The organism is Kribbella deserti, assembly GCF_042434725.1.
In the GTDB taxonomy this organism is placed as follows: Bacteria; Actinomycetota; Actinomycetes; order Propionibacteriales; family Kribbellaceae; genus Kribbella; species Kribbella deserti.
The window spans coordinates 111,129-132,131 of sequence record NZ_JBHLTC010000018.1 but is presented as its reverse complement, the minus strand read 5'-3'; the positions used below and the strand labels follow the sequence as shown (position 1 = coordinate 132,131).

General features: G+C 69.1%; 20 protein-coding genes. 6 read left to right on the top strand and 14 right to left on the bottom strand.

Annotation, left to right across the window (positions count from 1 at the left end):
• Genes trpA through hisI form a run of 7 tightly spaced genes read right to left on the bottom strand, consistent with a single transcriptional unit; the run spans position 1 to position 5,626 of the window.
• Positions 1-825, bottom strand: a complete 825-nt coding sequence (gene trpA / locus ACFFGN_RS13995) for a tryptophan synthase subunit alpha (protein WP_380047340.1) — start codon at positions 823-825, stop codon at positions 1-3.
• Positions 822-2,057, bottom strand: a complete 1,236-nt coding sequence (trpB, locus tag ACFFGN_RS13990) for a tryptophan synthase subunit beta (protein ID WP_380047338.1) — start codon at positions 2,055-2,057, stop codon at positions 822-824. The genes trpA and trpB overlap by 4 nt, the downstream gene beginning before the upstream one ends.
• Before the next feature lie 56 nt (positions 2,058-2,113).
• On the bottom strand, positions 2,114-2,920 hold the full coding sequence (trpC, locus tag ACFFGN_RS13985) for an indole-3-glycerol phosphate synthase TrpC (protein WP_380047336.1): 807 nt from the start codon (positions 2,918-2,920) through the stop codon (positions 2,114-2,116).
• Positions 2,921-2,934: 14 nt separating this feature from the next.
• Positions 2,935-3,222, bottom strand: a complete 288-nt coding sequence (locus tag ACFFGN_RS13980; RefSeq protein WP_380048732.1) for an HGxxPAAW family protein — start codon at positions 3,220-3,222, stop codon at positions 2,935-2,937.
• Between the two features lie 21 nt (positions 3,223-3,243).
• Positions 3,244-3,786 carry a Trp biosynthesis-associated membrane protein gene (locus tag ACFFGN_RS13975; RefSeq protein WP_380047334.1) on the bottom strand — a complete coding sequence of 181 codons (543 nt, stop codon included), beginning with the start codon at positions 3,784-3,786 and terminating at the stop codon, positions 3,244-3,246.
• Positions 3,783-5,288, bottom strand: a complete 1,506-nt coding sequence (locus ACFFGN_RS13970; RefSeq protein ID WP_380047332.1) for an anthranilate synthase component I — start codon at positions 5,286-5,288, stop codon at positions 3,783-3,785. The genes ACFFGN_RS13975 and ACFFGN_RS13970 overlap by 4 nt, the downstream gene beginning before the upstream one ends.
• The gene (gene hisI, locus ACFFGN_RS13965; RefSeq protein ID WP_380047329.1) at positions 5,285-5,626 is read right to left on the bottom strand and encodes a phosphoribosyl-AMP cyclohydrolase; all 342 of its coding nucleotides are present in this window, start codon (positions 5,624-5,626) and stop codon (positions 5,285-5,287) included. Before hisI ends, ACFFGN_RS13970 begins: the two co-directional genes overlap by 4 nt.
• A gap of 123 nt (positions 5,627-5,749) precedes the next feature.
• On the opposite strand from hisI, the gene ACFFGN_RS13960 reads away from it, so the two are divergent.
• The 4 genes from ACFFGN_RS13960 (at position 5,750) to ACFFGN_RS13945 (ending at position 10,170) form a co-directional block, all read left to right on the top strand.
• Positions 5,750-6,838, top strand: coding sequence for a dipeptidase (locus ACFFGN_RS13960; protein ID WP_380047327.1), 1,089 nt, complete (start codon positions 5,750-5,752; stop codon positions 6,836-6,838).
• Positions 6,839-7,205: 367 nt separating this feature from the next.
• Entirely contained in the window at positions 7,206-8,072 is an 867-nt protein-coding gene (locus ACFFGN_RS13955) for a DUF222 domain-containing protein (protein ID WP_380047325.1), read from the top strand.
• Between the two features lie 232 nt (positions 8,073-8,304).
• Positions 8,305-9,024: a hypothetical protein gene (locus ACFFGN_RS13950; RefSeq protein WP_380047323.1), complete on the top strand. Its 720-nt coding sequence runs from the start codon at positions 8,305-8,307 to the stop codon at positions 9,022-9,024.
• Positions 9,025-9,306: 282 nt separating this feature from the next.
• Complete coding sequence (locus tag ACFFGN_RS13945; protein WP_380047321.1) at positions 9,307-10,170, top strand: GNAT family N-acetyltransferase; 864 nt, start codon at positions 9,307-9,309, stop codon at positions 10,168-10,170.
• A 100-nt stretch (positions 10,171-10,270) separates the two neighbouring features.
• On the opposite strand, the gene ACFFGN_RS13940 is transcribed toward ACFFGN_RS13945, so the two are convergent.
• Both ACFFGN_RS13940 and ACFFGN_RS13935 read right to left on the bottom strand, forming a co-directional pair.
• A complete protein-coding gene (locus ACFFGN_RS13940) occupies positions 10,271-10,588 on the bottom strand; it encodes a Fe-S cluster assembly protein HesB (protein WP_380047319.1) in 318 nt (105 codons plus the stop codon).
• A 96-nt stretch (positions 10,589-10,684) separates the two neighbouring features.
• Positions 10,685-11,671 carry an alpha/beta hydrolase gene (locus ACFFGN_RS13935; RefSeq protein WP_380047317.1) on the bottom strand — a complete coding sequence of 329 codons (987 nt, stop codon included), beginning with the start codon at positions 11,669-11,671 and terminating at the stop codon, positions 10,685-10,687.
• A gap of 103 nt (positions 11,672-11,774) precedes the next feature.
• Here ACFFGN_RS13935 and ACFFGN_RS13930 point away from each other — a divergent pair, with 103 nt between their 5' ends.
• The gene (locus tag ACFFGN_RS13930) at positions 11,775-12,494 is read left to right on the top strand and encodes a TetR/AcrR family transcriptional regulator (RefSeq protein ID WP_380047315.1); all 720 of its coding nucleotides are present in this window, start codon (positions 11,775-11,777) and stop codon (positions 12,492-12,494) included.
• 9 nt (positions 12,495-12,503) lie between these two features.
• On the opposite strand, the gene ACFFGN_RS13925 is transcribed toward ACFFGN_RS13930, so the two are convergent.
• The gene (locus ACFFGN_RS13925) at positions 12,504-14,306 is read right to left on the bottom strand and encodes an ABC transporter ATP-binding protein (RefSeq protein WP_380047313.1); all 1,803 of its coding nucleotides are present in this window, start codon (positions 14,304-14,306) and stop codon (positions 12,504-12,506) included.
• On the bottom strand, positions 14,303-16,171 hold the full coding sequence (locus ACFFGN_RS13920) for an ABC transporter ATP-binding protein (protein ID WP_380047310.1): 1,869 nt from the start codon (positions 16,169-16,171) through the stop codon (positions 14,303-14,305). The genes ACFFGN_RS13925 and ACFFGN_RS13920 overlap by 4 nt, the downstream gene beginning before the upstream one ends.
• A 128-nt stretch (positions 16,172-16,299) precedes the next feature.
• On the opposite strand from ACFFGN_RS13920, the gene ACFFGN_RS13915 reads away from it, so the two are divergent.
• Positions 16,300-16,941 carry a TIGR03085 family metal-binding protein gene (locus tag ACFFGN_RS13915; protein ID WP_380047308.1) on the top strand — a complete coding sequence of 214 codons (642 nt, stop codon included), beginning with the start codon at positions 16,300-16,302 and terminating at the stop codon, positions 16,939-16,941.
• Positions 16,942-17,057: 116 nt separating this feature from the next.
• On the opposite strand, the gene ACFFGN_RS13910 is transcribed toward ACFFGN_RS13915, so the two are convergent.
• The 3 genes from ACFFGN_RS13910 to ACFFGN_RS13900 are packed head-to-tail and all read right to left on the bottom strand — an operon-like array spanning position 17,058 to position 20,508.
• Positions 17,058-17,663, bottom strand: coding sequence for a DedA family protein (locus ACFFGN_RS13910; protein ID WP_380047306.1), 606 nt, complete (start codon positions 17,661-17,663; stop codon positions 17,058-17,060).
• A complete protein-coding gene (locus ACFFGN_RS13905; RefSeq protein ID WP_380047304.1) occupies positions 17,660-18,427 on the bottom strand; it encodes an MBL fold metallo-hydrolase in 768 nt (255 codons plus the stop codon). Before ACFFGN_RS13905 ends, ACFFGN_RS13910 begins: the two co-directional genes overlap by 4 nt.
• Complete coding sequence (locus ACFFGN_RS13900) at positions 18,424-20,508, bottom strand: alkaline phosphatase family protein (RefSeq protein ID WP_380047302.1); 2,085 nt, start codon at positions 20,506-20,508, stop codon at positions 18,424-18,426. The genes ACFFGN_RS13905 and ACFFGN_RS13900 overlap by 4 nt, the downstream gene beginning before the upstream one ends.
• Positions 20,509-21,003: the final 495 nt, after the last annotated feature.

Below are 21,003 nucleotides of genomic sequence, written 5' to 3'. Positions count from 1 at the left end.
CTAACGTGCGGCCGTGGTCCTGGGTTCCCGGCGAACGCCCTCCGCCAGGCTCTCCGTGAGCGATCGCACACCGGCCGGGCCCGCACCGGCCTCCAGCACCTTCACGAACGCCGAGCCGACGATGACCGCATCGGCGTACGACGCGATCTGGGCGGCCTGGTCCGCGTTGGAAACGCCGAGGCCGACGCCCACCGGAAGATCGGTGGTCGCCTTGGTCCGGGCCACCAGTACCGGGGCCAGTTCCGAGGTGACCTCGCGCGCTCCGGTGACACCCATCACGGCCGTGGCGTAAACGAAACCACGGCAGGCCTGGGTGGTGAGGGCGATCCGCTTGTCGGTGGACGACGGCGAGACCAGGTAGACCTTGTCCAGGTTCTCCTTGTCGGCGGCCGCGTTCCACTCGGCGTCCTCGTCCGGGATCAGGTCGGGCGTGATCAGGCCGGCTCCCCCGGCGGCGGCCAGATCGCGCGCGAACGCGTGGGCGCCGTACCGCTCGATGGGGTTCCAGTACGTCATCACCAGGGTCGGAATACCGGTGGCCGCGACGGCCTCGACCGTGCGCAGCACGTCCTTGGTACGCAGGCCGTTGGCGCGGGCCTTCTCGGTGGCCCGTTGCACGGTCACGCCGTCCATCACCGGATCGCTGTACGGCAGGCCGATCTCGATCACGTCGGCGCCACCGTCGACCAGCGCCTTCAGCGCGTCCACGCCACCGTCGTACGTCGGGTAGCCGGCCGGTAGATACGCCACCAGCGCGGCGCGGCCTTCGTCGTTCGCCTTGCGGATCGCGGCCCCGGCGTTGCCCAGGGCAATCATGTCGCTCATACCTGGGACGCTCCTACCTGGTCGGCCTTGGCTGCTGCGGCGTCGATCAGGCCGAACCACTCGCCGGCCGTGTCCATGTCCTTGTCGCCACGACCGGACAGGTTCACCAGAATGGTTGCCTGCGGCCCCAGCTCCTTGGCGATCTCCAGCGCGCCGGCGATCGCGTGCGCCGACTCGATCGCGGGAATGATGCCCTCGGTCCGCGCCAGCAGGCGGAACGCCTCCATCGCGGCAGCATCCGTCACCGGCCGGTACGACGCCCGGCCGGTCTCCGCCAGCCACGCGTGCTCCGGGCCGACGCCGGGATAGTCCAGTCCGGCCGAGATCGAGTGCGACTCGATGGTCTGGCCGTCCTCGTCCTGCAGCAGGTACGAACGGGCGCCGTGCAGTACGCCGACCTGGCCCGCCGTGATCGTGGCGGCGTGCCGGCCGGTGTCGTACCCGTCGCCGCCGGCCTCGATGCCGTACAGCTTGACCTCGGTGTCGGGAACGAACGCCGCGAACAGGCCGATCGCGTTGGATCCGCCGCCTACACAGGCGACGGCCGCGTCGGGCAACTTGCCGAGCAGTTCGAGCGACTGCGCCCGGGCTTCGTCGCCGATACCGCGGACGAAGTCACGGACCATCGCCGGGAACGGATGGCCGCCGGCCGCCGTACCGAGCAGGTAGTGGGTGTCGTCGACGCTGGCGACCCAGTCGCGCAGGGCCTCGTTGATCGCGTCCTTCAGCGTGCGGCTACCGGTCTTCACCGGGATGACCTCGGCGCCGAGCAGCTTCATCCGGGCCACGTTCAGGGCCTGGCGCTCGGTGTCGACCTCGCCCATGTAAACCACGCATTCGAGGTCCAGATAGGCGCAGGCCGTCGCGGTGGCGACGCCGTGCTGGCCGGCGCCGGTCTCGGCGATCACGCGGGTCTTGCCCATGCGCTTGGTGAGCAGCGCCTGGCCGAGCACGTTGCGCACCTTGTGCGCGCCGGTGTGGTTGAGGTCCTCGCGCTTGAGCAGGATCCGCGCGCCGGCCACCTGCGACAGCCGGGTGGCGTCGTACAGCAGGCTGGGGGTGCCGGCGTACTCGCGCAGCATGCGCTCGAACTCGTCGGTGAAGGCCTTGTCGGCCATCGCCTCCTGCCACGCCTGTGTCAGTTCATCGAGCGGCCCGATCAGGGCCTCCGGCATGAACCTGCCGCCGAAGCGGCCGAAGTGCCCGAGCTGATCGGGCAAGACAGCAGTCATCGTGGTTCGCCTTCCAGTGGACCCCTGTCCCAGCAGGGCAGGGGTCCTACGTCGTCTTAGTGACGCTGCTGGATGGCGGGGTGCGATCCCGCAGCGACGAGATCGGCGACCGAGGCGCGAGGATCGCGGCCGGTCACCAGGGTTTCACCGACGAGGACGACATCGGCCCCGGCGCGCGCGAATTCGATTACATCATGCGGCCCGCGCACACCCGACTCCGCCACCCGGACCAGGTTCGACGGGATCAGCGGTGCCAGCCGGCCGAACGTGGAGCGGTCGACGTCGAGCGTCTTCAGGTTGCGGTTGTTCACGCCGATCAGGACCGCGCCGGCGTCCACCGCACGCCGGGTCTCCTCCTCGTCGTGCACCTCGACCAGCGGGGTGAGCCCGATCGAGACGGCCCGCTCGATCAGCGAGACGAGCGCCTCCTGCTCGAGCGCGGCCGCGATCAGCAGCGCCATGTCGGCACCGGCCGCGCGGGCCTCCCACAGCTGGTAGGAGGACACGATGAAATCCTTGCGCAGCACCGGTACGTCGACCCGGCCGCGCACCTGGCGCAGGTCGTCCAGGCTGCCACCGAAGCGCCGTCCTTCGGTCAGCACGCTGATCGCGGCGGCACCGCCGGCGGCGTACTCCCCCGCCAGCGCGGCCGGATCGGCGATGTCGGCCAGCGCGCCCTTGGACGGGCTCGACCGCTTCACCTCGGCGATGATCGAGATTCCGTCGCCCCGGAACGCGGGCATCGGGTCCTTCGCGTCGGGCATCCGGTGCGCCTGGGCCTTCAGGTCATCAAGACTGACCTTCGCCTGACGCTCCTCGAGGTCCTCGCGGACCCCGGCCATGATCTCGTCGAGAACGCTCATCTGGTCCCCAGTCCTCAATGCCTGCTCGTGCCGAAGCCGAGTAGCTGCAGCACCTTGCCGATCAGCGCGCCGACAGCAGCCAGCGCCACGGAGGCCCAGAACAGCACCCAGTTCGGTCCGAGCACGATCGCGATCGCGCCCAGGGTGAAGGCGATCAGCAAGATGACCACGGCGGTCCAGGCCGCGGGCGTGTTGCCGTGGTGGTCATGTGCGTCTTCGGTGGGCGTGCTAGCCGGGGTAGTCACTGTCTGCTCCGCTGCCTTGTCCATCGTGGCCTGCTCCTCGTGGTCGTCCCGACCTATTGTGGCGGTAGTGCTCTTCGTTCAGGCAGTCGGGTCCTCACCCGCGTCGATCGCCTTCCACTGATCGGCCGGTGTCCCGCCTGCGACGCCGTCACCTGGACGCTCGTAACGCGCCGTCGGTCCTCGCCAACGGTGCGCGGTCAGCACTCCGAGCATGCCCGCCACAACGAGCGCGACACCTCCGGCCAGTGCCGGCCAGGGCGCCGCTCCCGTACTCACGGTGACGTGATCGGTGACGACTTCGCTGAGCGCCGGACGTAGCCGGGCCAGCTCCGCGGACGACGGCCGCACCTGGGTCGCGACCAGAATCGCCGCCGCGCCAAGGACCGCGACGAGCCCGGACAGAATCCGGCGCATCGCTGTACCGGCCAGGCGAACGACGACCAGCGCCACCACCGATGCCAGCGCGATCGTGATCGGCGCCTTGGTGACGTCCTTCCCGGCCAGGGTGACAACCTCACGGCCGTTGCCGGGATCGGCCGTGGTCCAGGTCAGATAGGCCGCCAAGGCGAGCAAGGCGGCTCCAACGAGGACCAACAGGTCGACCAGGCGTTGCGACTTCATAGGGACGTGAAGGTGCCGGCGACCGCGACGGCGTTGAGCACCGCTGCCGCCTTGTTCCGGCATTCGGCGTCCTCGGCGGCCGGGTCGGAGTCCGCCACGATGCCCGCACCCGCCTGCACGTACGCCGTACCGCCGCGCAGCACGGCTGTACGAATCGCGATAGCCGTGTCGACGTCACCGGCGAAGTCGAGATAGCCGACCACACCGCCGTAGACGCCGCGGCGGCTGACCTCGAGCTTGTCGATGATCTGCATGGCCCGCGGCTTCGGAGCGCCCGACAGCGTTCCGGCCGGGAAGGCCGCGCACAACGCGTCGAAGCTGGTCTTGTCGGCGGCCAGCCGGCCCGTCACGGTCGATTCCAGGTGCATCACGTGGCTGTAGCGCCGTACGTCCATGAAGTCGACCACCTCGACCGTACCGGGCGCGCAGACCCGGCCTACGTCGTTGCGGCCGAGGTCGACCAGCATGAGGTGCTCGGCGCGTTCCTTCGCGTCGGCCTTGAGCTCTTCCTCGAGCTCGTGATCCTCTTCCGGATCGGCGCCGCGCGGCCGGGTTCCCGCGATCGGGTGCAGGATCACCTTGTTGCCGGTCACCTTCACCAGGGCCTCGGGGCTGGACCCGACGATATCGAAACCGTCCAGCCGGACCAGGTACATGTACGGACTCGGGTTCGATCTGCGCAGCACACGGTAGATGTCCAGCGCGGAGGCACTCGTGGCCAGCTCGAACCGCTGCGACACGACGATCTGGAAGGCCTCGCCCGCGCGGATCTCCTCCTTCGCGTGCTCCACCGCCTCGCGGTACTCGGCGCTGGTGCGCTGCCGGTGCGGATCGGCCTGCCGGTCGCGATCGGCCTGTACGACGTACGACGGGGTGGGCTGGGCGAGATCGGCCTGCATCGCGTCGAGCCGGCTGACGGCGTCCGCGTAGGACTCGTCCACCCGCTCGTCGGAGTCGTCCCAGTTGATGGCGTTCGCGATCAGCCAGATCTCGCCGGTCTCGTGGTCCAGTGCCGCGAGGTCGGTCGCGAGCAGGAAGGTCAGCTCGGGCAAGCCGAGGTCGTCGGTTGTTGTATCCGGCAACTTCTCCAGCCGGCGGACCGCGTCGTACCCGAGGAAGCCGACCATGCCACCGGTCAACGGCGGCAGACCTGGCAGACGTGGCGTGTGCAGCACCTCGAGGGTCTCTCGAAGCACCTGCAGCGGATCGCCGGTTTCGGGCAGGCCGACGGGCGGGTTGCCGGTCCAGCGGGCCTGGCCGTCGCGTTCGGTCAACGTGGCGGCGGATCGCACGCCGATGAACGAGTACCGCGACCACAGGCCGTGCTCGGCCGACTCCAGCAGGAACGTGCCCTGGCGCTCGGCCGCGAGCTTGCCGTAAACGCCGATCGGGGTCTCCGCGTCGGCGAGCAGCCGCCTGATCACCGGAATGACCCGGCGGTCCTTCGCATACTCGCGGAAGGTGTCCAGGTCGGGGGTAACGGGTCCTGCCGTGGTGGTCATGCGGTCACCTTGATCTCGCCGTGCTCGAAACAACTGTGGGTGCCGGTGTGGCAGGCCGGGCCGACTTGATCCACCAGGACCAGCAGGGTGTCGGCGTCGCAATCCACCAGCACCTGCTGCACGTGCTGGTGATGACCGCTGGTCTCACCCTTGACCCAGTACTCCTGACGGCTGCGCGACCAGAACGTGGTGCGACCGGTGGCCGCGGTACGGCGCACGGCCTCCGCGTCCATCCAGCCGACCATCAGCACCTCGCGGGTGTCGAACTGCTGGATCACCGCGGGGATCAGCCCGGCGGCGTCGAAGCGCAATCGATCAAAGCCATCTGGAGAACTCACCGTGACATTGTCGCCGATCACCGGGCCCTGGCCCGCCGCCGGGTCTCACCACGCGGCCAACCCAACCCCTGAGTCGCCGGGTCTCGCCACGCCACCGTTCGCCGCCGGTGACAGGATGGGCCGGTGACGAGTGAGCGGATCAGCCGGCTGTTGCGGGATCACCCCTTGGTCGACGGGCACAACGATTTGCCGATCGCGATGTACGAGCTGTGCGGGTACGACCTCGACAAGATCGATCTCGGTGGCGACGTACCGGGGCTGAACACCGATCTGCCCAGGCTGGCCGCGGGTCAGGTCGGCGCCCAGTTCTGGTCGTTGTGGGTGCCACCGAAACCGCAGGCCGAGGCGGTGCACCGGACGCTGGAGCAGATCGACTTCGTCTACCGGCTGGTCGAGCGGTTCCCGGACCGGCTGCGGCTGGCCGTCAGCGCGGACGACGTCGAGACGGCCTTCCGCGCGGGCCAGGTCGCGTCGCTGATGGGCATGGAGGGCGGCCAGTCGATCGACGGTTCGCTCGGCGTGCTGCGGATGATGCGCACGCTCGGCGTTCGGTACATGACGCTCACCCACAACGACAACCTGCCCTGGGCCGACTCCGCCACCGACGAGCCCGTGCTCGGTGGACTGAGCGAGTTCGGCGAGCAGGTGGTGGCCGAGATGAACCGGATCGGCATGCTGGTCGACCTGTCGCACGTGTCGGCGGACGTGATGCGGCACGCGCTGCGCGTGACCAGCAAACCCGTCATCTTCAGCCATTCGTCGGCCCGGGCGATCTGCGACGTACCGCGCAACGTGCCCGATGACGTGCTGACCTCCCTGGCGGCGAACGACGGTGTCTGCATGGTGACGTTCGTGCCGATGTTCGTCTCGCAGCGACTGGTGGACTGGGTCGCGGAGATGACCGGCAGCGACGCGGCGCCACCGCCGACCTCGATGGCGGCGTTGCGGGAGAAGTTCGGCGTCGAACCGCCGGCCGCGACGCTCGACGAGGTGGTTCGGCATGTGGAGCACGTCCGCGAGGTGGCCGGCATCGACCATGTCGGTGTCGGCGGTGACTACGACGGCTGCCCGGACTTCCCGCCGGAGTTGCCCGATGTCGCGTCGTACCCGGTGCTGTTCGAGGCGCTGGCGGAGCGGAAGTGGTCCGACGCCGATCTGGCCAAACTCGCCGGAGGCAACGTACTGCGGGCACTGCGCGCCGCTGACGACTGAGGTCTAACCGCAACGCCGTTCGGTTAAGGGTTTCGGTTCGCGCGCAAGTGCCGGTGTTCGGCTGGTGTGATGGGCGCGGGCCGTTGTGGAGGTGTCCGGTGCGCCAAGCCTGGTCACCTCCACCAACTGCGTCGAGTCGATTCGGATCGGGTCGCGGCGGCTGGGAGTTCTGTTCAGTCTGACGAAGGGCCTACGGCGCGTCTTATTGAGCTTGTCCACAGGCCCGGGGGTTGTTGTGCCGGGCCTGCGTGGGATCGGTACCTTCTCCGCAGGGAGCACTCTGCCTGCGTGACGCGAGGGCGTTTCGCCTTGTAAATAAGGCCTTTCCGGTTTGGTGTCGAACATGTGTTCGAGTAGAATCAGCCGCATGTTCGCCGAGTTGGTACGCCTTCCACCTGACGAGATCCTGTCCGTCGGAGATGAGTCGTGCACGGTGCGGGATCTGGCCGATGCACGGTTCCTGGCGGCGGTATCGGCTTATGCCCATCACCACACCGAACTCGACCCTCCCGCCAGCGGCGCAGGTGGTGGCGGGTTGCCGGAGACGGTGGTGGCCTCGGAGCGGTTGAAGGTGTACGGCGGTGAGGGATGCCCGGGGGTGGGCGAGTTCGCGGTGCTGGAGCTGGGGTGCCGTTTCGGGTTGTCACCGGGGACTGCGTCGGATCTGGTCGGTGAAGTGTTGTCGTTGCAGTACCGGTTGCCGCGCACCTGGGCGCGGGTGATGGCCGGGGAAGCGGTGCCATGGCGGGCGCGGCGGATCGCACGAGCCTGCATGTCACTGTCGGTGGAAGCAGCCGCGGTAGTGGATGCACGAGTGGAATCGCTGGTGAACTCACTAACACCACGACGCCTGATGAGACTGGTGCGGGCCGCGGTCATGGAAGCCGACCCAGAACTGGCGAAGACGGCCGCAGAGGTGGCGGCACGGTCGCGCGGAGTATGGATCGGCCGGTCCGACAACCACGGTACGAAAACCGCCGCGGTGCGCGCCTCAGCCGGCGACATCGCACGTTTCGACGCCGCGATCCAAGACATCGCCGAGACCCTGGCCGTATTGGGCGACCCGGACGGCCTGGACGAGCGCCGCGCCAAAGCACTGGGCTGGCTCGCCGACCCCCGAGCCGTCCTGGAACTACGCAAACACCGCCGCCACCCCACCCGCTCCCGACTCCACGCCGGACAGGGACCCCGACCTGGATCCCGAGACCTACCCCGACCGCGACCTCGGGGCTGACCTCGGGGCTGACCTCGGGGCTGACCTCGGGGCTGGACCCGGTCCCGGCTCCGATCCTGGTGTTCACCCCGACACTTACCCTGACCTCGACCTCGCCACGGGTCACGACGGCGACCCCGGTCCCGGTCCTGATTCCGGGCGGGCCCGCGGGGCTGATTCCGGACGCGGGACTGTCCCGCCCCCACCGCCGTCGCCTGGGACTGGGCCTTCGCCGGTGGGTGGGCGAGGGCCGGTGAGTGCGGATGACTTGGCGCAGCGGTTGGCCGAGGTGAAGGAGCGGGCCCGGGCACAGGATCGCGCCGCAGCGCGCGCCGATCGCACCACCACCACCGCCACCACCACCGGCAGCTCCCGCAGCTCCGGCATTACCGGCGGCTCCGGGAGTGGCGGCGCGGGCGGGGTTCACCATGTCTACGTGTTCTTGAGTGATCAGACCTTGGCAACAGGACAAGGCGTGGTCCGGGTGGAGGGTTACGAGCCGATGCTGGCCACACAAATGCGCGAGTTGCTCGGCCACGACAAAGTGATCGTGAAACCAGTGATCGATCTACGCCACAACGTCAGCGTGGACCAATACGAGATCCCGCAACGGATCCGCGAACGGGTCCGATTGATGTATCCAGTAAGCCCGTTCCCGTGGTCGAACGCGGAAACGACACTGCGCACCGACCTGGACCACATCCAGCCTTACGACAACAACGGTCCACCCGGCCAAACCAGCCTGGCCAACCTCGGCCCGTTACCCCGCACGCCACACCGGGCGAAAACCTTCGGCGGATGGCGGTACCAGCGCCTGCCCGACGGCGCCATCCAATGGGTCACCCGCAACGGCACCGTGTACCGCGTCGACCACAACGGCACACACCGCATCAGCACGCCCCAAACGAACCAGGCACCCGCACCCGACCCCGCACCCGGCGCCGACACCCGGCGCCGACACCGGCACCAGTGACGAACCGCGCCGCACCAAAGGGCGCCGGTCCCGCGCCGGAGACACCAGCTCCGCACCGGAGACCGCCCGACCTACGGCGGAAACCTCGAACCGGCCGGACGAAGCTACCGAAACGTCGCAGGATGCCGCAGCGGTCGCCTAGTCGCTAGGCGCCCCACCCACCCACCCACCACCATCCACGTCACGATCTGAGCCCTTGCCACTACAAACCCGGCGGCCTAGCCGAATGGCGTTGAGGCTAACCGAGTTGCTTTGCCGGGCGGTGATTGGTGGGATCGGCCCATGGCGATCGAATGCAGTACGCCGGGGGTCGACGACCTGCCCGGGCTTTCCACGATCTTGGCCGGCTGGCAGCGCACGGGTGAACCCGCGCAACTGCACTCCGGCGACGTGGGCTGGTTCTGGCGGTTCGGCCCGGAGCGGACGGCGAACGCCCTGCGGGTCTGGCGGCGCGACGGCCAGGTGGTCGCGATGGGCCTGCTGGACGAACCGGAGTACCTGCGTCTCGCGATCGATCCCGAGCTACAAGGTGACGCCGTACTGGCCGAGGCGCTGGCCGCCGGATCCGCTGAGGCGGTGAGCCCGGGCGAGGCCTTCGTGGACGTACCGGAGGGTTCGCCCGTGCGGGAGATCCTGCTCGCGCTGGACGGCTGGGAGCTGGACGAACCGTGGCAGCCGCTCGTGCGGGATCTAACCGAGCCGGTGGAAGACTCGGGTCTTTCGATCGAGGTGGTGACGGTTGAGACGGCCGCGGAGCGTACGGCGGTTCAGCGCTCTGCCTTCGACGGTTCCACCTTCACCGATGAACGATGGCACGCGATGGCCGCCGGTGCGCCGTACGGCGATGCGCGCTGTCTGCTCGGACGCGATGGCGCGGGTCATGCCGTGGCGGCGGTGACGGTTTGGGCGGCTGGTCCGGGCCGGCCCGGCATTCTGGAGCCGATGGGCGTGCATCGGGATTTCCGTGGGGTGGGATACGGCCAGGCGATCACGGTTGCGGCCGCGGCGGCGCTTCGCGAACTCGGTGCGTCCGAGGCCACCGTGCACACGCCGAGCTTCAACACCGGCGCGGTCGCCACGTACCAGTCGGCCGGTTTCACGGCGTTGCCGCAGATGCGCGCGATCCGGCGCCTCCCGACGGCCTGAACGCTGTGAATTGAGGCTGAACAGGCGAAGGACCCTTGCGCTCGGTGGGCACAAGGGTCCTTCGGGTCAAGCTTTTACGGGTTCGAGCTTCGGGTCTGGGTCAGACCGGGGCTACGCCGTTCTCACGGCCCTGGCCCGGCTGCGGCACCAGCAGGAATTCGACGCCGCCCTGCTCGTCGACCGCCGCGTCGAGCACCTTGTCATCCAAGGTCTGCGCGGCGACCTCCTCGAGAAAGACCCGGGCGCCGTTGTCCTCGACCACCTGGTCCCCCGGCTGCGGGGCCTCGGTCGTGGTGATGGCAAGCGCCTGGCTGGCCGGACTGTCCTGGGAGATGCGAACCCCCGCACCGTCCGGCGCACTGTCGATGCCGGTGATGCTCTTGATGACCAGGGTGGCGTTCTCCGTCAGGGTAAGCACGAGTAACTCCTCGTCTCGATTACGGTGAGCCACCCCCGTGCCCGACCCTCGAGGTCCTAAACCCCGCACGTCTCACCAAATGTCAGCCGGTCGCGGTCAGGCCTTGCGGAGGCGGGCGATCGCGCCGTCGATGTCCGCTGCCAGTAGGTGCGGGCGGACGAAGTGACCACCGGGCTCTTCGTGCCACTCGTGGTGAATGCCGGCGCGACCGAGGGCGGCCCGGAACTCGCGCTGACCGGCCAGCACCTGGGTCTCGTTCGCGGTGTCGAACCAGTTGATCGGGTCGGGACTCGTGCCGGCGACCAGGAAGACGCGCTTGTTGCGGTAGCTCTCGATGCGCTGCACCGGGTTGTCGGCGGTGACGCGGTTCTCGTCCCAGAACGGCACGCCGTAGACCGAACCGCCGCCTAGGTCGAGCGCGGCCGAGCTGACGTTGGCCCAGTGCACGACCAGGCCGTTGTCGCGGCGCAGGCTGGCCGGGCCCGAGTGCGAGCTGACCGACGCGAAGTGGCCCCAGTACTTCGCGGCGTACTTGAGGGCGCCGAATCCGCCCATCGAGAAACCGGCTACCGCGCGGCCGTCGTACTCCGCGAAGGTCCGGAAGTTGGCCTCGATCCACGGCAGCAACTGCTGGATGTGGAACGTCTCCCAGTCACGGGGACCGGTGTTGGAGTGCACGGGGTTGGAGTACCAGCCGGCGTGGCCGCCGTCCGGCATCACCACGATGATCGGCTTACCCGCGGTCAGCTGGCGAATACCGAGGCGGTCGAAGGTGATGAAGTCCTGATCGGTGCCACCGCCGTGGAACAGGTAGAGCACGGGATACCGGCGGCCACTGTCGTACCCGTCGGGCAGCAGGACGTTGACGCCCGGGTCCCACTCGATCGCGTCGGTGGCGAAGCGGTAGTACTTCATCCGCGGATCGCTTTCGTTGCGGTCGACGATCCGCAGGCCAAAACCATCGCCGGCGGCGCTCGCGGTCGCGGTGGTCGCCAGCAGGCTGCCTCCGCTCAGACCGAGGGCGGCGGTGACTCCGCCGGCGGCCTTCAGCACACTTCTCCGGGTAGGGCGGCGATCAGTCACGAGAATGACCTCCAAAGGTCGATAGGTGACAAAACGTGGGCCGCTGGTGACGGTCCGTCTAAGTTAATACCCTAACTTAGGGTCAAAGCGGGAAAGAGGACGAGTGGCAGACAAGTCAGGGCGGCCGCGAACCGGCGGTCGGCGGGCTCAGATCTCGCTGGACGACATCCTTCGCGAAGGCCGGCGGCTCGGGCTGGCCGCGCTCACGGTGAACGGCGTGGCCGATGCGCTCGGGGTCTCACCGACGGCGTTGTACCGGCACATCGACGGCAAGCTCGGCCTCGAGCGATTGGTGGGCGAATCGGTACTCGCCGAACTGCACATCACGGACGACCCGACGGCCAGTACGGCGCGGTACCTGCTGTCACTCGCCCAGCAGGTACGGGCCTTCACGCTCGACCATCCGGGGCTGGCGGCGTACATGCAGTCGTTGTTTCCGCGGGACCGGTCCGGCGTACGGCTGCAGCGGGAGTCGATCGAGGCGCTGGGGCGGCGCGGTTACAGCCCGGAGGTGGCAGTGATGCTGTCGGGCACGGTGGCCATGCTCGGGATCAGCCTGACGGCGGCGGAGGAACGCCATCGTCCGTACATCGACGGACCGTTCCGGCGCGAGCTGGAACACGCGTATGGGTTGATGGCGGCCGACGAGGTACTCACCGCGGCGCAGGCCGGCCTGCCGCCGGTCGATGGTGGGACGTACTTCCAGCTGGTGATGACCGCCTACATCCGTGGCCTCACCGCGGTCGCGCCGCCTGGCCGGCCCGCCGCGGAGGTGCTGGCCGACCTCGGCGACCTAGACGCTCTGGGCGGGCACGCCGGCTAAGGCAGGCGGTCAGCCGGCGTCGCGTTGGGAGATCCAGCTGGTGTGCAGGCCGGCGTAGACGCCTCCGGCCGCGACCAGTTCGGCGTGCGAGCCGCGCTCGACGATGCGGCCGTCGGCGAAGACCAGGATCAGATCGGCGGCCTCGGCGGTCGACATCCGGTGGGCGATCGTGACCGAGGTCCGGCCGGTCATCAGCCGTTCGAGGGCGGCGTTGATGCGCATCTCCGTGCCCGGGTCGACGGCCGAGGTGGCCTCGTCGAGCACAAGCAGATCCGGATCCGCGATGTTGGCGCGGACCAGGGCGACAAGCTGGCGCTCACCGGCGGACAGCGATTCACCGCGCTGGCCGACCGGCGAGTCCAGACCGTCCGGCAGCGATTCGAGCCAGTCGCCCAGACCGAGATCGGCGAAGGCCGCGAGCAGCTGCGCGTCGGTCACCTCCGGACGGCCGAAGCGCACGTTCTCCGCCAGCGACGCGTCGAAGAGATACCCGTCCTGCGGCACCATCACGACCCGCTCGCGCAAGGACGCGAACGCGATCTGCCGGGCGTCGACACCGTCGAGCAGCACTTCACCCGAACTCGGATCCATCAACCGGGTCAGCAGCTTGGCGAAGGTCGTCTTACCGGAACCGGTCTCCCCCACCACCGCGACCCGCTGGTGCGGCGCGATCCGCACATTGACGTCGCGCAGTACAAGATCGCCCTCGGGATAACCGAAGTCGACCGCGGCGAACTCCACCGTGACCGGCCCGCGGGCCTGATGTACGCCGGACTCGCCCGGGTCCACCACATCGGCCGGGGTGGCGATGACGCCGAGCACGCGGCGCCAGCCGGCCAGCGCGCTCTGGGCGTCGGTCAGCACCTGGGTGGCGAGCTGGACCGGGTCCGAGAAAAGCGCCACCAGGAACATGAACGCGAGCACCTCGCCCATCGTGACCTGGCCGTCGACGCCGAGCAGCACGCCCGCCGCGAGCACACCCGCGTTGGCCAGACCGGCCGCGATACCGCCGATGGAGAACGTCACGCCGGTCAGCGTCTGCGCCTTGGTCGCGGTCTTGCGATAGGCCTCGATGGAGTTGTCGATGCGCTGCTGGGTGCGGTTCTCGATCGCGTACGAGCGCACGACCTGAGCGCCGACGACCGGCTCGGCCACGGCGGACAGCATCTCGCCGACCTTGGCCCGGACCACGCCGTACGCCCGGGACATCAGCTTCTGCAGGTAGTTCAGGCTGAAGAACAGCGGCGCGAAGCAGATCAGCACCACCAAGGCGAGCTGCCACGAGTAGACGAACATCACGACCGTTGCCAGCAGCATCTGCCCGATGCTGACCAGGAACATGAAGCCGCCGAACTGCAGGAACTGCGACACCGTGTCCACGTCGGAGGTGACCCGGCTGACCAGGGCGCCCCGACGCTCGGTGTTCTGCGTGAGCACCGGCAGGTCGTGCACGTGCCGGAAGGCCTTCAGCCGCAGCGTGGCGAGACCGCGCTCGGAGTTGCGGGCCAGCCGCACGGTCGTCAGGTACGACGCGTAGCCGGTCAGCAGGATGCCGGCGGCGCACGCGAGGCACATCCAGGCGACATACGACAGGTCGGGACCGCCCGGGCCGGACAGGCCGTTGTCGATGGACTTCTGCACGGCGATCGGGATGACGATCCGGCCGGCCGTCATCAGCAGCGCGAGCAGCCCGGTGATCCACCAGCCCTCGGAGAGCTCTGGCGAAACGCGCAGTCCCTGGCGCAGGGTGGCGAAACCGCCCGCCGCGTCTCCGGCGTCGACTCTGCTGGCCTCGTGCGGAGTGGCGCTCATGCCGACTCCTCCTCGTCCTCGATCGCCTGGGCGGCCTCTTCCGCGCGTCTGGCGGCGTCCTTCTCGTAGGCGTCCACGAGATCGCGGTACGCCTCGGAACGCTGTTGCAGCTCGGCATGCGTGCCTTGATCCGCGATCTGGCCGTCCGCCATGAACAGCACCTCGTCGGCCAGGCCGATCGTGGCCTTGCGATACGCGATCACCAGCACGGTGGTGTCCGCGCCGCCGGCGTCGCCCTCGCCTTGTCCGTTTTGCGCGGTTTGTACGGCGCTGCGCAGGCCGGCGAGGATCCGCGCCTCGACGGCAGGGTCGATCGCGCTGGTGGCGTCGTCCAGGATCAACAGGCGCGGTCGCCGGACCAGGGCGCGGGCCAGCGCGATGCGTTGGCGCTGGCCACCCGACAGCGTCGTACCGCGCTCGCCGACGGTGGTGTCCAGGCCTTCCGGCAGGGACTTCACGAACGCGTCCGCCTGGGCGATGCGCAACGCGTCCCAGATGTCCTCGTCGCCGAAGTCCTGGCCGAGCGTGATGTTGCCGCGGATCGAGTCGTCGAACAGGAAGGCCGTCTGGCCCACCATCGCGACCGACCCGGCCAAGTCGTCCCGGGCCAGCTCGCGCACGTCGATACCGTCCACCCGGACCGCGCCCTCGTCGGGATCGACCAGGCGGGTCAGCAAGGTGGTCAGCGTGGACTTGCCTGAGCCGGTCGGACCGACCACGGCGACGGTCTTGCCCGCGTCGATGCCGAACTCCACCCCGGTGAGCACGTCCCGGTCGGGGAGATATCCGTAGCGCAGCTTCTCGACCTCGACCCGGGCGGCGCCGGACTTGGGCAGGTGCCGGTCGCCGTACTCCATGCCGCCGGTGGCGGTCAGCACGCGCTGGACCCGGTCCCAGCCGACCACGCTGCGCGGGAGTTCACCAAGCACCCAGCCGAGGGCCCGGATCGGGAATCCGATCAGCGTGAACAGGAACGCGACCTGCACCACGTCACCGGCGTCGGCCGAGCCGCTGCGAACCCGGCCGACACCGACCAGCAGCACGGCCAGTACGCCGACCCGGGGCAGGCCCTCGATGAACGGGTCGAACATGCCGCGGGCCTTCATCACGGCGACGTTCGCCTCGCGCAGCGCGTGGGTCGGCTTGCGGAAGCGCTCGGTCTCGGCGGCCTCGCGGCCCAGCGTCTTCACCACCAGCGCGCCGTCGAACGACTCGTGCGCCACCTCGGACACGTCGGCCCGCAGCTGCTGGGCACGGGTGGCAAGCGGCTGCAGCGTGCGCTGGAAGACCACGTTGGCCAGGAAGACGAGCGGAAAGACCAGGCAGCCGACCAACGCCAGAATCGGATCGGCGGCGAACATCGCCACGGTCGCGAAGGCCAGCATCGCGATCACGCCGACCGCCATCGGCAGCGGCGCGATCACGAACCAGATCGACTCGACGTCGGCGTTCGCGTTGGACAGCAGCTGACCGGTCGGATTGCGGTGGTGCCAGGACAGCGGGAGCGTCAGGTACTGCCGGGTGACGCGACGGCGGTACGTCGCCTGCAGGCGGTACTGCATGATGCCGGCGCCGATCCGGCGGCCGACCACGCCGATGGCCCGCAGGATCGCGATCCCCAGGAAGAGTGCGACCAGCGACAGCAGCGCGCCCTTGGTGGTCTCACCGCGCTCGAACGCGGGCCGGATCACGTGATCTGTGGCCCAGCCGAGCGCCCAGCCGTCGGCCACCGTCATCGCGCCGTACAGCACGCTGGCGGCGACCGAGAAGGCGAACACCCAGGGCTCTTCGTAGATGGCGACCCGCAGGACCGCGAACCCGCGCCGGGTCACGCTCCCGGCGGCGGGGACGGTGGGTGGCCGCACGATCAGGCACTCCTCGGTTGGAACGAACGAGCTGGCACGAACAAGCAGGAGTCAGGGGTGAACGATTTCCTAGAACCTGACAACGATCGCCATTCTGCCACCACCGACCGACAACTACGATTCGTTTCGTGACCGACTACAGCCGGACCGAACGACGCGCGCTCTGTGACCTGTTCGATCAGGTGGGGCCGGATCAAGCCACGCTTTGCGAGGGGTGGACCACGCACGATCTCGCGGTGCACCTGTACGTGCGGGAGGCCGATCCGGTCGCCGGGCCGGGCATCATGATCTCCGCGCTGGCCGATACCACGGCCAAGCGTTCGGCCCAGGTGAAGGAACGGTGGACGTTCACCGAACTGGTCGACAAGGTCCGCAACGGGCCGCCGACGTTCTCGATCTACTCGCTGCCGGTGCTGGGCAGCAAGCTGAACGTGATCGAGTACTTCGTGCACCACGAGGACGTTCGCCGGATCGACGCCGAGGCCGGTCCGCGCGAGCTGGAGCCGGCCCATCAGAACGAGATGTGGGGGCAGTTGCGGCTGAGCGTGCGCCCGATGGTGCGCAACGCGCCGACCGGAGTGGTACTGCGCCGGCCGGATGGTGCCGAGGTGGTCGCCCACAAGCCAACCGCCGCCGGCTCGGTCACGGTGACGGGCCATCCGGCCGAGCTGGTGCTCTTCTGCTTCGGCCGAGGCGCCGTCGCCGACGTCACCTTCGACGGCCCCGAACCCGCCGTAGAGGCCCTCCGCACCGCCAACTTCGGCACCTAGGCCCCCACAACGTGTCCCCAGTCCAGCGGCCCGTCGCCCGAGCCGGAACGCCGCAAGGCGGCGCAGCACACCCCATCCCGACCTGCCCCACCCGTCCCCGCGGGTGGAGCGGTGGGTCAGACTTCGGCGGGGGTTTCAGCCGGGGCTGGTGGGGGTGGGTTGTGGGCGCGACGGCGGGATTGCAGCCAGCTGCTGATGATGGTGGTGAGGGCGACGAGGACCACCGCGGCGACGATGCCTTCCCACGGTTCGTCGAACAGGACCGAGCCGAGTAACCCGATCGCCATGTAGACGGCTGCCCACAGCACCGAGGCGGACAGGTCGACCACGGCGAAGCGATGCCACGGATACCCCGCGAGCCCGGCCGACAACAACACCGGTACGCGACCACCCGGAACCAGCCGCGACGTGAGCAGCACGCTCACCTCATGCTCGGCCAGCCTCTCGCGGAGCGCCGCCAGCGAAGCGCTGTTGCGGAGCCAGCCGACGCGACGGGCCAGGCGCTCGCCACCGGCGCGGCAGGCGGCGTACACCACGAGGTCACCCAGATACGCGCCACCCGCGCCCGCGATCAGTACGCCGACCAAGCCGATCGGGGACGAGTGCATCGCCAGCACGGCACCTGCGGACACGGCCGCTCCCGTCGGCACCACCGGCACCACCGCGCCGAGGAAGACGGCGCCCGCGAGTGCCACCAGGTACCAAAGACCGAAGTCCGTCACGCGTGCAGCACCTCCGTGGTATCCCCTGGTTCCAGCAGATCGACCCGCACCTGCGGATCGAGCTCGGCCATCGCCGTGACGAACCGTTCGCCCGGTGGCAGGAACAACTCCGGGCGCAACCAATCGCATCCCACCGGCCAGAACGTGCCGAAATGGATCGGTACGGCGGCGCGGGCGCCCACCCGCTGAACGGCCTCGGCCGCCCGGACCGGGTCGAGGTGGCCCGGACCGAGGTTCGGACCCCAGCCGCCGACGGGAACCAGAGCCAGGTCCACCGGTCCGATCTGGCTATTGAGCTCCTCGAACAAGTCGGTATCGCCCGCGAACCAGACGCTGGGCGAACCGTCCACGCGATAGCCGAGCGCCGGAGCCCGCAACGCGGCCCACGGATGGCGGCGGCCGTCGTGATGCGCGGGCACGGCCGTGATGTCGAGGTCGTTGATCCGCACCTTCTCCCCCGCGGTGACCTCCACGCAACGCTCGCCGTACGACGGACCGCACACCTGACTGATCAACCGGGCGGCACCGCGCGGCACCACAAACGTCGCCTTCGGTGAGACCAGCCGCAACGACGGCAGGTGCAGATGATCGGAATGCAGATGCGAGATCAGTACAGCGTCGCAATGACCCGCCGCCGGCACCGGCACCGGCCCTCGCCGCCGCCGAAGATGCGCCAGCCGGTAGGTGAGCACGGGATCGGTGAGCAGGCGCGTGCCGTCGACGTCGATCGTGGTGGTCGCGTGGCCCCACCAGCTCAGCTTCACGACACCACCCCGGCTTCGACCGGCTCGATCTCGGGCTCAGCGGGATCAGCTTGGGCGGGATCAGCTTGAGCGGGATCAGTGGCGGCACCAGCGGAGTCGACGCGCTGGCCGAGCTCCGCCAGCCAGCCGACCAGCACCTCGTGCACGGCGTCGGAGCCGACCAGCGGTTTGTCGATGGTCCAGCGGCTCGGGTGCACCAGCACGGCCTGGGTCTGCCAGCCGCCAACGCCACCGTGGCAGCCGACCAGCTCCTCGAACGCGGCCACCTCGTTGGTGTGCTGGTCCATCCTGCTGATCACGACGACATCGCCGACGTGCGGAATGGCCGACTGCTTCAGCAACGACGGCACCAGCTCCGGGTCGTCGTACACGGCGAGTGGGTCTTTGCCCTCGATCCGCCCGGACTTCAGCACGTGCACCCCGGCGCGGCCGATCGCGACCGGGCCGTCGGCCAGCGTGTCCACCACGACGAACCCGACGCCTGGGTGCTGCGCCAGGCCTGGCACGAGCCTCGGCTGCAGCTCAGCCAGTTCCTCCAGCGGAATCCGGCCCGGACGATCCGCCAGATAGACCATCGCGAGATTGCCCGAAGCGATCACGACGGCCTGGTCATCGACGGGGAGACGCCCTTCGCATTCGGCCGGGCCGAGTTCGATGTCGCCGTCCGACGCGCTGCGCAGCGCCCGGCGGGTGACCGAGCCGGCCACCGAACCGCGCGTGCACAGCTCGGTGAGGAAGCCGTTGACCGGTCCCCAGTCCTCCGCCCGGCTGGTCGCGCCGACCGGCTCGACGTTGCCCTCGAGCAGTTCGTCCACGACGGCGGTCAGGGTCCGGCCGTAGCGCTGCTGGAACGTCGCGCCCTGGCTCTGGCCATGGTCGGACAGGATCACGATCTCGTAGTCGTGCGGCAGCATGTCGATGATGCGTTGCAGCCCACCGACGACGCGGTCCAGCCCTTCGAGGGCCTGCAGCGACTCGGGCCTGGTCGGACCGGCGTGATGCGCGACCTCGTCGTAGTCGATGAAGTCGCAGTAGATCACCGGCGTGCCCTTGACCAGTTGCTCAGTGATGAGCGAAACGTTCAGATCGCGCAGTAGCACGTTGCTGACCGCCCGCAGCAGCACATAGGCCCCGCCGCGATGCACGCGTGGCCAGATTTTCAGGCGTTTCTGCCGCCGGGCCTGGTGCAGCTCTTTCACCATCTCGGCGATGGTCAGCACCAGTCCGCGGGCGAATCCCTGCGGGCTGGAGAAGAACGTCACGTAACCGCGGGTGCGCCCGGTCGGCAGGGCGGCCCGGCTGAACGTCAGCAGCGAGGTCGGCGCATCGCCGGAGAACACGTTGCTGATACTCGCGCCACCGTCGGCGAGGAGGCCCCGGCCGTTGCTGATCCGGGTCTCGATGTCGGCGGCGTCGCGGGGCCGGTTCGTCACGATGATCCGGCCGGAGTCCTTCTCGTACCACCGGAAGGCTGGGATCTGGCCCGAACCGCCATGCAGGATGCCGGCCTGGCTGGCAGGAGTCGTGGACGGGATGCCGGTATGCCAGGGCACGAGCGAATGGCTGCCGGTACGGATCCAGCCGCCGAGATGTGGAAGGTTGCCCGACATCACCATCCAGTTCAGCAACGGCGCGGACAGGCCGTCGAGCTGGATGATCAGCAGGCCGGTTCGCGGCGCCGGCGGGAGACGGCGGCCGGAGCGCCGGGCGCTGCGCAGCATCTCGTTCAGATAAGCGTCCTCGCTGCCGGCGTACGCGATCCAGGCGACCAGGGCGCTGATCGACGACATCACGATCGACACCACGACCGCCACCTCGACACCACCGGTGAGCCGGATGCCCGGGTCGAGCCGGATGCCGAGGTACACCACCGCGAACTGCGACAGCACCCCGCCGATCAGCACGCCGACCGAGCCGATCAGCATCGCGACACCGGTCAGCACCCAGCGCATCAGCAAGCCGATCAGCGCGAAGATGACCACCAGCCGGAGCAGCGGCAGCGCGCCCTCGCTGCTGACCTGCGGCAGGATCCAGAACGTGAGCGCGAGCACGATCAGCGAGGCCAGGCCACCGGTCAGCATCGACCGCAGACCTGCCAGACCGCGCCACCACCAAGGGCGGCGCGGTCTCAGGCGCTTCGGTCGGCGCGCAGGTGGTCCCTGCGGCTTGTCACTGTGGTTCGGCATGGCTCCCCGTTGGCAGACGTCCCAGCACTGCTACCGAGAGTACGAGGCGCCACCGACGATTTTCTCGACGCACGCCGGTCACTGGATTTCGACGTAGTCCAGCTCGGCCGGCGTACTGGCTGTCGCGACGCCGACGCACTGCTTGCCGGCGGCCCCTGCGCTTAGGCGGTGTACGTCAGCGGGACGTGCCGTCGACTTTCGGCTCCACATCCGGCGCCCAGTTCCGACCGCCCTCGGCCCATTCGGCACTGGGACTATCCGGCATGGCGCCCGTACCGGTCGTCCAGGTTCCATCCGGCGAGGCAGTGGAGGCCGTCGGCACGCGCTGTCCCCGCAAGGTCTATCGCCATCACGCCTGCCCCGAACCCTTCCACCTGCTGGCATCCCCGT

What these genes read in the sequence shown, in the direction of transcription:
- trpA (WP_380047340.1), bottom strand. Translation starts at nt 825, where the DNA reads ATGAGCGACATGATTGCCCTGGGCAACGCCGGGGCCGCGATCCGCAAG.
- trpB (WP_380047338.1), bottom strand. Translation starts at nt 2,057, where the DNA reads ATGACTGCTGTCTTGCCCGATCAGCTCGGGCACTTCGGCCGCTTCGGC.
- trpC (WP_380047336.1), bottom strand. Translation starts at nt 2,920, where the DNA reads ATGAGCGTTCTCGACGAGATCATGGCCGGGGTCCGCGAGGACCTCGAG.
- ACFFGN_RS13975 (WP_380047334.1), bottom strand. Translation starts at nt 3,786, where the DNA reads ATGAAGTCGCAACGCCTGGTCGACCTGTTGGTCCTCGTTGGAGCCGCC.
- ACFFGN_RS13970 (WP_380047332.1), bottom strand. Translation starts at nt 5,288, where the DNA reads ATGACCACCACGGCAGGACCCGTTACCCCCGACCTGGACACCTTCCGC.
- ACFFGN_RS13955 (WP_380047325.1), top strand. Translation starts at nt 7,206, where the DNA reads ATGTTCGCCGAGTTGGTACGCCTTCCACCTGACGAGATCCTGTCCGTC.
- ACFFGN_RS13945 (WP_380047321.1), top strand. Translation starts at nt 9,307, where the DNA reads ATGGCGATCGAATGCAGTACGCCGGGGGTCGACGACCTGCCCGGGCTT.
- ACFFGN_RS13925 (WP_380047313.1), bottom strand. Translation starts at nt 14,306, where the DNA reads ATGAGCGCCACTCCGCACGAGGCCAGCAGAGTCGACGCCGGAGACGCG.
- ACFFGN_RS13900 (WP_380047302.1), bottom strand. Translation starts at nt 20,508, where the DNA reads ATGCTGACCGGTGGCCTGGCCTCGCTGATCGTGCTCGCGCTCACGTTC.